At 57.0% G+C, this 11515-nt stretch carries 8 protein-coding genes; all 8 read left to right on the top strand.

The genetic code is table 11. The annotated features are described in order from the left end of the window. Positions 1-52 precede the first annotated feature (52 nt). Positions 53-3493 (top strand): diguanylate cyclase, encoded by a 3441-nt coding sequence (locus tag Q0721_RS10735; protein WP_299029596.1) that lies wholly within the window; start codon positions 53-55, stop codon positions 3491-3493. A 59-nt stretch (positions 3494-3552) separates the two neighbouring features. Continuing rightward, positions 3553-3960: an OsmC family protein gene (locus Q0721_RS10730; RefSeq protein WP_299029593.1), complete on the top strand. Its 408-nt coding sequence runs from the start codon at positions 3553-3555 to the stop codon at positions 3958-3960. Positions 3961-4080: 120 nt separating this feature from the next. After that, positions 4081-5295 carry an ROK family transcriptional regulator gene (locus Q0721_RS10725; RefSeq protein WP_299029590.1) on the top strand — a complete coding sequence of 405 codons (1215 nt, stop codon included), beginning with the start codon at positions 4081-4083 and terminating at the stop codon, positions 5293-5295. Positions 5296-5430: 135 nt separating this feature from the next. Further along, entirely contained in the window at positions 5431-6768 is a 1338-nt protein-coding gene (locus Q0721_RS10720) for an extracellular solute-binding protein (RefSeq protein ID WP_299029587.1), read from the top strand. 91 nt (positions 6769-6859) lie between these two features. Beyond that, positions 6860-7741: a sugar ABC transporter permease gene (locus tag Q0721_RS10715; protein ID WP_299029584.1), complete on the top strand. Its 882-nt coding sequence runs from the start codon at positions 6860-6862 to the stop codon at positions 7739-7741. Continuing rightward, entirely contained in the window at positions 7738-8592 is an 855-nt protein-coding gene (locus tag Q0721_RS10710; protein WP_299029580.1) for a carbohydrate ABC transporter permease, read from the top strand. The genes Q0721_RS10715 and Q0721_RS10710 overlap by 4 nt, the downstream gene beginning before the upstream one ends. A gap of 110 nt (positions 8593-8702) precedes the next feature. Then, positions 8703-10364 (top strand): glycoside hydrolase family 66 protein, encoded by a 1662-nt coding sequence (locus tag Q0721_RS10705; RefSeq protein ID WP_299029577.1) that lies wholly within the window; start codon positions 8703-8705, stop codon positions 10362-10364. Between the two features lie 2 nt (positions 10365-10366). Next, positions 10367-11473, top strand: a complete 1107-nt coding sequence (locus Q0721_RS10700) for a glycoside hydrolase family 15 protein (protein ID WP_299029574.1) — start codon at positions 10367-10369, stop codon at positions 11471-11473. Positions 11474-11515 lie beyond the last annotated feature (42 nt).

The raw sequence follows: 11515 nt of genomic DNA, 5'->3' as shown, positions 1-11515 counted from the left end.
GACAGACAGAGAGCGTTTTTGAACGGGGAGAGATAGAAAGTGCAGGTAGAATGTGGATTTACCCCTGGATACCCTGACCAATGTTTATTCGCGTGCCGCATTAATTCCACTGGTGCAATCCCAACCCCCTGAGCGGCCTTGGGCTCTCTTTTTCCTGGATCTGGATGATTTCAAATCCATCAATGATGCGTTTGGCCATGCTCGCGGGGATGCCATTCTGGCAACGCTGGGGGCGCATTTGCGCGTTTTCTTGGGCGAACGGGGTTGGGTTGTGCGCTACGGTGGGGATGAGTTTCTGATTCTCCTGCCCGGACTGGCAGCCGCCGACGCAGTGGCGTTGGGGGAAGACCTGGTCTCCAGCGTTGAGAACTGGGCATTTCCGGGTGACCCTCCCTTGCGCTTACGCCTGAGTCTGGGGGTGGCGCTCTACCCCCAAGATGGGACGGAGATTGAGACACTGCTGGGGGTGGCGGATCGGCGTCATTATCAGGCCAAGCACAGCGGGAAAGGGCAAGTGATCGGGCCGCATAGTCCAGTGCTGGAGTGGCGTTCCCTCCCGCTGGTTCCGCCGCGCCTGATCGAGCGGGAGGCAGCGCTGGCGGCGCTGCGTACTTGGTACGACGACCTGGAGGATCATCATCGCGGCGTCTTGCGCATCGAAGCCCCACCGCAGGGGGGCCAAACGCGCTTTCTGGAAGAAGCGCAGCGCCTAGCGCATTTGCGCGGGCTGGCTGTGCTAGCGCTTAACGGCACACCCGCCCGCTCGCGCCGTCACCTAGGGGCGCTCAGTGAAGCCGCCCGCACTTGGCCGCTGGAGGTATACCCCGCGCAGGGGCTGGCATCCTTCTTTGCTGCGCTCTTCCGCGAGGTGGCGCGCCAGAATGCGCGTGGCTTGCTGGTCACGGTGGATAACCCCGCCTGGGTAGATGCCGCCTCACTCCAGGCCATTCGGGCTTTATTGAGCGAAGAAACGCCCTGGCCGTTGGGGGTGGCTTACACCACCCAGGGCATGGTAGGTGATTTTCGGGCGGCGCTCTTCTCTGTCATCCGCCTGGGCCCGCTTTCGGAGTACGGTACCCGCCTGTGGGTACGCCAGGCGTTGCAAATAGAGCCTGCGCCGGATTTCCTGGCTTGGCTGCACGCGGCTAGCGGCGGTCTGCCCGGGGCGCTGGAGGATCTGATGACGGGGCTGATCGCTCATCAGGTGTTGCTGCCCACCCCAGCCGGGTGGCAGTTTCAAGCGCCGGTGGTGGGGCTGGATGTAGAGCAGTTACGTCCCCCACGGCCTCCTCATAACTTGCCTGAGCCCCTGCTCTGGATGCCCATTGTGGGGCGCGAAGAAGAGCTTTGGGCGTTGGAACGGATGGCATTGCAGCGCCGCCTGGCGGTGGTGGTCGGGCCGGGCGGGGTGGGAAAGTCCCGCCTGGCGCTACAGGTGGCCTGGGAGCACCTGGATGATTTTCCGGATGGCGTCTTTCATTACTCGGTGGCCGCGGCCAGTTCACTAGAGGAGGTCGCACTGGGCCTTGGTGAGGTGCTCGGCCTGTCTTTCCGTCACGCTACCCATTCCGTTTGGGAGCAATTACTGGACTACCTGCGCCCGCGTCACCTGCTGCTCGTGCTGGAGGACATGGAGCACCACCTAGAATTGCGCACCTTCCTGCTCCAGTGCCTAGATGCTGCACCCCGGGTGCACCTCCTGGTGACCAGCCGCCAAACGCCGCACCTGCCAGGCGAGTGGCTGTATCCATTACATGGGCTGGCCTACCCGCCCGTTTCAACCGTTGAAGCGCTGGAGGACTACCCGGCAGTGCAGGTATTCCTGCAGCGAGTGCACCAGATTCAACCTGCTTTTGCCCTGAGGGATGAGGAGCGCGAGCCGGTGGCCGAATTGTGCCGGCTGAGCGGTGGGCTGCCTTTGGCGCTTCAGATTATGGCTTCGTGGGCGACTTCGTTGGGTTGTACCGAAGCCCTGCGCCTAATCCGCCAGCGCTTGCCCTGGTCGGAGGACCTCGGGTTGATTACGGCTGGGGAGCCCCCCTTGCAGGAGGTGCTGGATTCGTTCTGGAGCCTGTTCTCGCCAGAGGAACAGCGTGTGCTGATGCGTTTGAGCGTGTTCCAGGGCGGGTTTACCGCTGAGGCGGCACGGGGGGTGGCGGGGGCCTCCATCTTTTTCCTGGATGGGCTGGTGGGTAAGGCCTATTTGACCCTGGAACCAGAGGGTCGTTATCGGGCACACCCGCTTTTGCATCAATATGCGGCCGACCACCTGAGCACTTCCCCCGCCTTGGAGGAAGAAACCCGCCGCCGTCACGCTGAGTGGATGCTGTGGCAAGCCGGACAGGTCAATGCTCGACTGTATGGAGCCGAACAGGCCAATGCGTTGCAAAGGTTGGAGCAGGATTACCTGAACCTGCATCAGGCTTGGACATGGGCGCTGGAGCGAGGGCGCTATGAGTGGCTGCTTGCGGCGTTGGATGCACTCAGCACGCTGTTGAGTACGCGCGGGCGTTTTCTGGAAGCGGCGCACTGGCTGAGCGAAACGATGAGAGCACTAACCTCTGAGGCGATGACGGTTGAGACAGAGGCGCGGCGTTTTTTCGCCCAGGTGCTGATGCGGCGCGGGGAGTTTGCTTATCATCTCGGGGATTACGCTGAGAGCCTGGGCTATTTGGAGCAGGCGCTTGCCCTGCTGGATACCGAGGACGAGGGCCAGGTGTATGCGTTGGCGCTGGACAGTCTGGCTAGCACCTTGCGCGCCCTGGGACGGCTGGAAGAAGCCCAGGTACAACTAGAGCAGGCGCTGTATCTTTTTCGCCGCGTGGGCAACCTGCGTGCGGTGTGCGAGGCGCTCAATCACCTGGGAGTGGCGGCGTATCAGCGCGGGGATAACACGCTGGCGGTGGCGTATTTTCAGCAGGCCCTGGATCTGGGGCGGACGCTGCGTTATGAGGGTCAGGTGGCCCGTGCACTCAACAACCTTGCCAACGTAGCCCTGGAGGCGGAGGATTACCCCCAGGCGCGCACGCTACTGACCGAGAGTTTGGAGATGGCCAGACGGTTGAGGGCGGCGGTGCTAAACGCGGCAGTATTAGATTCGTTGGGCAAGGTGCATGCCGGCTTGGGAGAAGTGGAAGCGGCTGCCCGTGCTTTTGGCGAGGGCCTGGTCCTTGCCCTGAACAGCCAGGCCTGGCCGCTACTGCTGGAGATCCTGACCAACCTAGCGGCACTATGGGCCCAACAGGGACAGACCGCGCGCGCTCTGGCCCTGCTGGAGAGCCTCAAGGCGCATCCCCAAGCTGTGCACGAAATCCGCCAGCGGGCGGAGGCGGTTTATCGGCGTTTGGTTCACGTGGAAGTGGCCGAAGACGCGCTGACCGCAGCCCGGGCGGAGTGGCGGGGCCTTACGGTAGAGGGAATGGTGCGACGCGCGTTGAGTCTGCTCCCACTGCATAGGGTAACGACCCTGAACGGGGATATACCGGCTTCCTGAAAAGTGGCGTTGGCGGTTAAACTAAAGCCGTTTATCCATTTCTTCCTAAGGAGACGCGCATGGCAACTGCATCGGTTGAGTGGATCGGCGGTCAGCGGTTTGTGGGGGTGGATTCGACCCGCCACAGCGTGGTGCTTTCGACGCCGGATGAGGGGGTGGGCATGAAGCCTTCCGAACTGCTCCTGGTGGCACTGGCGGCTTGTACGGCGGTGGATGTAGTGGAGATTCTGCGCAAAAAGCGCCTGGACTTACGCGGGCTGCGCATCACGGTGCATGGCGAACAGGATACTGATCCGCCCTGGACGTTTCGCAAGATTCACATGCATTATGCCCTGCACGGTCCCGATTTGACTCTCGAGGCGGTGGAGCAGGCGATTCGCCTTTCGGAGGGGAAGTACTGCTCGGTTGCGGCCACGGTGCGCGGCGTGGCCGAAATCACCTATGATTACGAGATTGAGAGGGTGTGAGGGGAGAATCGCCCCTTGCGCCGAAGTTGTTTGGGGGCGGGAAGTAGAAAAACCACTTGACATTTTGTTGAAATCGATGTATGCTTGATTTTGATACTATATTCAGTGAATAAACTAACTATGTCTCCTGCCCCCCTTGGTAATCGCGACTTGATGCGTGCACATAATCGTTCAATCATTTTGAACGCCATCAAATCCCATGGCAATATTTCGCGTGCGGAGATTGCCCGCCTTACCGGCCTCAGTCCGGCGACCGTGAGTGCTATTACCGCTGAGTTGATAAAGGAGAATCTCGTGCTGGAACACGCCGAAGGGGATTCGAGCGGTGGGCGCCCTCCTATTCTGCTGCGTCTGAACCCCCATGGCGGTTTTGTGGTAGGTGTCAAAGTCACCGAACATCATCTGATTGGCGCGCTGACGGATTTGACCGCCTCGGTGATGGCCAAGCAGGTAGTGACCCTGCCCGATCATACGCTGGAAGACGTCCTTGCGGGAATTGCCGAGTTGATCACCCGCTTGCTTCACGCGGGGGGGGTGCGCAAAAAACAATTGCTGGGGGTAGGAATCGGGCTGGCAGGGGTTGTAGATGGTCGTCAGGGGGTGCTCAAACACTCGCCTATCTTCGGGTGGAGTGAAGTGCCGTTGCGCGATCTTCTGCAATCTCGCTTGCGCATTCCGGTGTACGTGGATAATGATGTCAATACCCTTACACTAAGCGAAAAGTGGTTTGGCACAGCGCGTACTATGGAAGACTTTCTTGTCATCACCTTGGGGCGGGGAGTGGGGATGGGCATCGTGGTGCAGGGCCAAATTTATCGTGGGCATGGCGGCGGTGCTGGGGAATTCGGGCATATTGTGGTAGATCCTCAGGGGCCAGCCTGTGCTTGCGGTGGACGAGGGTGTCTGGAAACCCTGATTGCCGATCCAGGCTTGCTACGTCAAGCGCAGGAAGCCTGGCAGCGCGGGGAATTGCGTCAACCAGTTGGGCGCATTGAGGAATTGGTAGCCCTGGCCGAAGCGGGCGATGAAGGTGCACGGCGTATTTTTGCTCGGGCTGGTGAATTGCTTGGACTCCAGATTGCTAATCTCATCAATATCTTTGATCCTGGAATGGTCATTATCGGGGGTGAAGGCACCCGCAACGGTGAGTGGCTGTTCGCCCCGATGCGTCAGGCCATTGCACGCCATGTCATGCCGGGGCTGCGCAACGATGCAGAAATCCGCATTGATCCGTGGGGCGACGATGCCTGGGCGAGAGGGGCGGCGAGCCTTGTTCTGGGTGAGCTCTTCAAGTCGCCCATTCAGCACGAAGCCATTGCGGGCTCAATCGGGTAAATTTTTTTACCGCCAATTTGTTTATTCGATGAAAATAGTAACTAAAAGGAGGTGACGCGTTGGGCTAAAAGTAAGGCAAACCTTTTTCCGGTTCCCTGTTTTGTCCCCCACATAAGGTAGAAAAAGGAGAAGAAAATGAACGTTCGGAAGATGTCGTTGACTTTGATGACCCTGCTGATGATGTTTGCAACCTTTCTGGCAGCCTGTGCGCCTACCGTGGTTCCTCAGACACCCTCGACGATCAAAGAGACCGTGGTAGTCGAAAAGGAAAAAGTGGTCACTCCCACTGCGCCACCCGCCGGACCGGTCACAATTTCCTTCTGGCATGCCTATAATGCCGACGTGGAAGCCAAGTTTTTGGAACAAACCATCATTCCGGCTTTTGAAGCCCAGCATCCCAATATTAAAGTGCAGGCGGTTTTGGTGCCCTACGATCAATTTCGGCGCAAACTCCTGATCGCGCTTTCGGGTGGGACGGCGCCAGATGTGGCCCGCGTAGATATTATCTGGGTGCCCGAACTGGCCGACCAGGGGGCTCTGGCCCGGCTGGAGGAAGTGATGCCCGATTTTGAAACGCTCAAGGAGCAGATGCTGCCCGGGCCGCTTTCAACCAACTTTTTCCAGGGCCATTACTACGGACTGCCTCTAGATACCAATACACGGGTGCTGGTTTACAATAAGGACATGTTTGCGGCGGCCGGCGTTGAAAAATCCCCGGCTACCATCGAGGAATTTCTGGCCGTGTGTGAGAAGATCAAGCAATTGGGTGCGGGCAAGTACTGCTTTGCCGATGGTGGCACATACGCTTGGGCGGTCAATCCATGGATCTGGTCGTTTGGTGGTGATATCACCGATCCCCAGATTACCAAAGCCAGCGGTTATGTGAACAGCCCGGAGACGGCGGCGGCTTATCAGTTCCTCAAGGATGGCGTGGATAAGGGCTACATCCATCCGGGGATTAAGGGCGGTGGCGTAGATGCGTGGGGCGGTTTTGCAAAGGATGAGATTGCGATGTTGCTTGAAGGGCCCTGGTTCCCGCCCCTGTTTGGTAGTCAATTCCCGGATAAAGCCTATGGATTGGCCTTGATGCCGGCTGGGAAGGGCGGCTCGATCTCGGTTGTAGGTGGTGAGGATATTGTGATCTTCCAGCAAAGCCAACACAAGGAGGCGGCGGCGGAGTTTGTGCGCTTTATGCTCTCCGAGGAGACTCAGTTGAAGTGGGTGGAAACCGGCCAGATGCCGGTGTTAAAGAGCGCAGGAGAAAGTGAGGTGATTCGGAACCACCCCTTCTTCGGCATTTTCCTGGAGCAACTCAAAACTGCCAAAGCCCGCACACCTCACCCTGCCTGGGCACGCATGGAAGAGAAACTCACCAACACCGGCCAGGCCATTCTAGCGGGTGAAGGAACCGTCCAAGAGAATCTGGATCGCCTAGCAACTGAATTGGATGCTCTGTTAGCCTCCACGCCGTAATTACCTCCAAGGGGGGTGTGATCCACTTGCACATCCCCCTTCCTCCATGTTCTGCTTATCCGGTTGGGTGCCCATGGCTTTAAGTCTGAAAATGCGTAAAAGGCTTGTGCCGTATTTATTCCTGGTGCCAGGGTTGCTATTCTTCCTCATCTTTCAGATCTACCCGTTGGCCAAGGGGCTTCAGATGAGTTTTTACCGCTGGTCTATCATGCCGGGCAAAGCCAGTCTGTTCATTGGCTTGGCGAATTATCTGCGCGCCTTTGAGGACCCGGTGGTGGGGCGAGCCTTTCTGAATACGCTGATTTACACCTTGGTAACCGTCCCTGGTCAGATGATTTTGGCCATGCTGGCGGCACTGCTCTTGCACAGCCTGCCGCGGGGGCGGGCCTTCTTCCGCACCGTTTACTATCTTCCAGTGATCACCTCATGGGTCATTGTTTCCCTTCTCATTCGCTACCTTTTCCAAAGTCCCAACGGGCTGATCAACTATTTTTTGGTTGAGGTGTTTCACGTGATCAGCCAACCAATCATGTGGTATGAGCAAGCCCGCACAGCCTTTATTCCCATTCTGGTGTTGGGAATTTGGAAGGGCATTGGGTGGTCCATGGTCATTTACTTGGCTGCATTGCAAGGCATTCCCAAAGAACTTATGGAGGTGGCGGCAATTGATGGTGCCAGTGGCTGGCAGCGGTTCTGGCGCATTACCTTGCCTTTGTTGAGCCCAACGGTCGTTTTTACGCTGGTGATGCTACTGATTGGTGGGTTCAATGTGTTCATTTCGGTGTACCTGATTACCGGGGGAGGACCGCGCCAACAGACAGAGGTTTTGCTGAGTTACACCTACCGTCAGGCCTTTGATTTCCTGGATTTTGGTTATGGTGCCGCCCTTTCGATGCTCATGGCGGTTTTCCTGATCACGGCCAGTTACCTGCAAATGCGATTTTTACGCAAACCCGTTGAGGTTTACGGATGAAAAAGTCTCAACGCCCCCTCAATCGCTCCCGAGTTTTGCGGCTTCTGCTGCTTTATCTCCTGGCCGTGGCGGGAGCTGCGGTAATGGTCTTCCCGTTTCTGTGGATGGTTTCCAATGCTTTCAAAGAGCATGTTTTTGTCATCGAGTATCCACCTCAATTGATCCCCACCCATCCCTCAGTGGGTAATTTCGTGCGAGCCTGGACATCAAACAATTTTCAATTGTATTTCACCAACAGTGCTATCGTTGCGCTGACCTCGACTTTCTTCACCGTTCTCTTCTCGGCCATGATGGCCTATGCCTTTGCGCGTTTCCAATTCCCGGGGCGTGAAGCGCTGTTCTTCACCATTCTCCTGGTATTGATGGTGCCCGATATGATCACCATCATTCCCAAGTTTCTACTGATCAAGACGCTGGGATTACGCAATAGTTTGTGGGGCTTGATTCTGGTTTATATTGCTGGAAGCACCTCCCTCAATACCTTCCTCTTGCGCGGCTTCTTCGAACAATTGCCTCATGAACTGGAAGAAGCCATGCTGATTGATGGAGCAGGTTACCTGACCATTTTCTTGCGGATGATCTTGCCACTTTCGGCGCCGGCGCTGGCTACCGTGACCATTTTCTCCTTCCTGGGCCATTGGGATGAGTTTACTTGGGCGTTGACCATCATTGATGATCCCTTGAAGCGCACTTTGCCCATTGCTATCTATTCGTTTCAAGGCCAACATGGTACTGAGTGGGGGTTGGTCTTCGCGGCGATGATTATTGCATTGATTCCAGTGTTGATCATTTTTATTGCGCTTCAGCGCTATTTCGTTAGCGGGATCACCGCAGGTGCGGTCAAGGGATGAAATGGCGTTGGCTAGCCTGCATAACGCTGATTGGCGCAATGCTACTGAGCGCTTGTGCAAATCCGCCTTTGTCTTCCCCCACAATAACATCTTTGCATTCTGAGGTTGAGATGAATACTGCTGCGATCACGATTGCTTCGGTTGAATTCCCACGCGCGTTCTTCCTCCCCGGTGAGCCAGTACACTGGGTGGTGAACCTAAAAAATACCTTGACAACTCCGCAGGCGGTCACCTTAAGGGTGCGCATTACCTATCTCACCCAAACGTTGCTGGAACTGGAGCGCTCACTGAGCCTCTCCGAGGGTCTCTCTCCGGTGGAGTTTGTCTGGCAGGCAGAGGAAAAAGCGCCGCGCGGGTACGGGATGGACCTGGTTCTGAGTACTTCAGATGGGCAGATTCTTTCAACGTATTCAACCGCCTTCGATGTACTGGCGCACTGGACCCAGATGCCACGCTACGGCTTTTTGAGCGATTTTGCCCCCGATCGCCAGAACCTTGAGGCTACCTTTCGGAGCCTGATGAAATACCGCATTAATGCTCTACAGTTCTACGATTGGATGTACCGCCACGAACAATTCCTCACGCCCCAGGAACCATACCCAGATCCTCTGGGACGGACGCTTTCCCGCCGTACAGTTGAAGCCCTAATCGCTGCAGCCCACGCCCGGGGCATTGCGGCCATGCCCTACACATCCATTTACGCTGCTTCCGTCGCGTTTTACCAGCAGCATCCCGATTGGGCGCTCTACCGCCCAGAGGGTCAGCCTTATGTGCTGGGGGAGAATTTCCTCGTTTATATGGATCCACGCCCGGGTTCGCCCTGGTCTCAACATTTGCTGGCTCAATTCGATGACGTCCTCACCCGCACCGCTTTTGATGGAATTCACTTGGACCAATATGGCGATCCTAAGGACGCGTATGATGCGCAGGGGCACCATTTTGGCCTAGCCGAGCCGCTGGCTGCACTGATCAATGCCACCCGCGAGCACGTGCGGCGATTGCGTCCGGATGGGTCGGTTGTCTTTAATGCGGTGGGGAATTGGCCAATTGAGACCGTGGCTTCCGCCGGCCAAGATATTGTTTACATCGAGGTGTGGCCTCCCTATACCTCGTTTGATGCGCTACATACTTTGATTACCCAAGCCCAGCAACTCGGTGGTGGAAAGGCTGTGGTGCTGGCAGCTTATATTGACCCTACTTACGAAGTGAATGCCCGCCTCATGGATGCAGTTATTCTGGCCAGCGGAGGCACTCACATTGAGTTTGGGGAGCAGGAAGGATACTTGGCAGAGCCCTATTTTCCTCATTACAAACTTCTCCCCCCTACTCTGGGGGAAGCGCTGAGGCGTTACCAGGATTTTGCCATCCGCTACCAGAACGCATTCGGGCCGCTTGCCCACGAATCCACGTTCAATTACCTCCAGCGTCTTACCCTGCCCGGGGTAGAGATCTCGCCTAGCCTGCAGTGGAACAAGGTGTATCCGCTGGTGAGAGACGGCGACGCCTTCACAGCCATTAGCCTGATTAACTTGGTGGGGCTTTCTAGCGGTGAATGGAATCAGCCGCTGACCCGGTCCCCATTTCCATTACTCCATCAGCCCGTCCTACTTAGAGGGGTGTCGCAACCGGTACGTTACGTGGGATGGGCTTCACCGGATACCCAAGACCTTTCCCCAATTCCACTGGTTTTTCGCCAGGAAGGGGATCAATTGAGCCTTCAAATACCCTTTCTCCATTACTGGGGGCTTATTCTACTTGAATGGAGCAAATGAGGATGCAACCCAATCTATTGCGTGCGAGCATCGCTATCATTCTTGAAAATCAGGCGCCTGCGGGCAGTTATGTGGCCTGCCCCAATTTTCCGATCTACCAATATTGCTGGTTTCGGGATGGCGCCTATACCGCCTATGCTATGAATCTGGTGGGCGAACATGCAAGCGCGCGCCGCTTCCATACCTGGTGCGCTGCTACCATCCTGCGTCACGCCGAGCAGGCCCTGCGGGCCATTGAAAAGGCGCGCCATCATTTGCCGCTGGGTGCGGATTACCTGCATACGCGGTACACCCTCGAGGGGGAGGAAGGGCGCAGCGAAGGTTGGGCGAATTTTCAGCTTGATGGGTTCGGAACTTGGTTGTGGGCGGTTGGAGAGCATCTACACAAAAGTGGTGATACCCTGCCAGGAGATTGGCAGCAAGCAGGCGAACTGGCAGCCGCTTATTTGGGTGCGTTGTGGTCATACCCGTGTTATGACTGTTGGGAAGAACGCCCGGGAATGATTCATCCTCATACCCTGGCCGCGATTTATGGGGGGTTGATGGCTTACTCACATTGGGGAGGAAACCCCGCGTTTGCCCAGTTGGCACAGGGCATTCGAGATTTCCTTCTCAACCGTGCGGTCCATGCGGGGTATTTTGTTAAGTACCTTGGGGCTGAGGACGTGGATGCCAGTTTGTTGGGTTTAGCGGTTCCCTACGGTGTGGTTGCAGCCGAGGATCCGTTAATGCAGGCGACGGTCAGACGCATTGAGCAGAGGCTTCGCGTGCCTCGCGGTGGGGTTCACCGGTATGCCACCGATACGTATTATGGGGGTGGGGAGTGGATATTGCTGGCTGGCTGGTTGGGCTGGTATTACGCTGAGGTGGGTGAGGACGCCCGTGCACTGGAGCTGCTGACCTGGATGGAAGCGCAGGCCGATTCAGCGGGTCAGTTGCCCGAGCAAGTGCCGGCAAACTTGATTGCGCCTTCTTTCTACCGCCCCTGGGTGGAGCGCTGGGGGCCTATTGCCACGCCCTTGTTGTGGTCGCACGCCAAGTATCTCATCCTTTACCAGGCTCTAAAGCGTTACCGCGGTACCGGGGATTCAACGCATGGGGAAAGGTAGGGAGTGGCTTCCTGGTCATGCCATCTCTCTTGTTGGTCCTGT

This window comes from uncultured Thermanaerothrix sp., from assembly GCF_938028735.1.
GTDB lineage: Bacteria > Chloroflexota > Anaerolineae > Anaerolineales > Anaerolineaceae > Thermanaerothrix.
This window is presented reverse-complemented; position numbering and strand designations above follow the sequence as displayed.

Excerpts from the sequence above, each read along its gene's own strand:
- Q0721_RS10730 (WP_299029593.1), top strand. The coding sequence starts at position 3,553 with ATGGCAACTGCATCGGTTGAGTGGATCGGCGGTCAGCGGTTTGTGGGG.
- Q0721_RS10725 (WP_299029590.1), top strand. The coding sequence starts at position 4,081 with ATGTCTCCTGCCCCCCTTGGTAATCGCGACTTGATGCGTGCACATAAT.
- Q0721_RS10720 (WP_299029587.1), top strand. The coding sequence starts at position 5,431 with ATGAACGTTCGGAAGATGTCGTTGACTTTGATGACCCTGCTGATGATG.
- Q0721_RS10715 (WP_299029584.1), top strand. The coding sequence starts at position 6,860 with ATGCGTAAAAGGCTTGTGCCGTATTTATTCCTGGTGCCAGGGTTGCTA.
- Q0721_RS10710 (WP_299029580.1), top strand. The coding sequence starts at position 7,738 with ATGAAAAAGTCTCAACGCCCCCTCAATCGCTCCCGAGTTTTGCGGCTT.
- Q0721_RS10705 (WP_299029577.1), top strand. The coding sequence starts at position 8,703 with ATGAATACTGCTGCGATCACGATTGCTTCGGTTGAATTCCCACGCGCG.
- Q0721_RS10700 (WP_299029574.1), top strand. The coding sequence starts at position 10,367 with ATGCAACCCAATCTATTGCGTGCGAGCATCGCTATCATTCTTGAAAAT.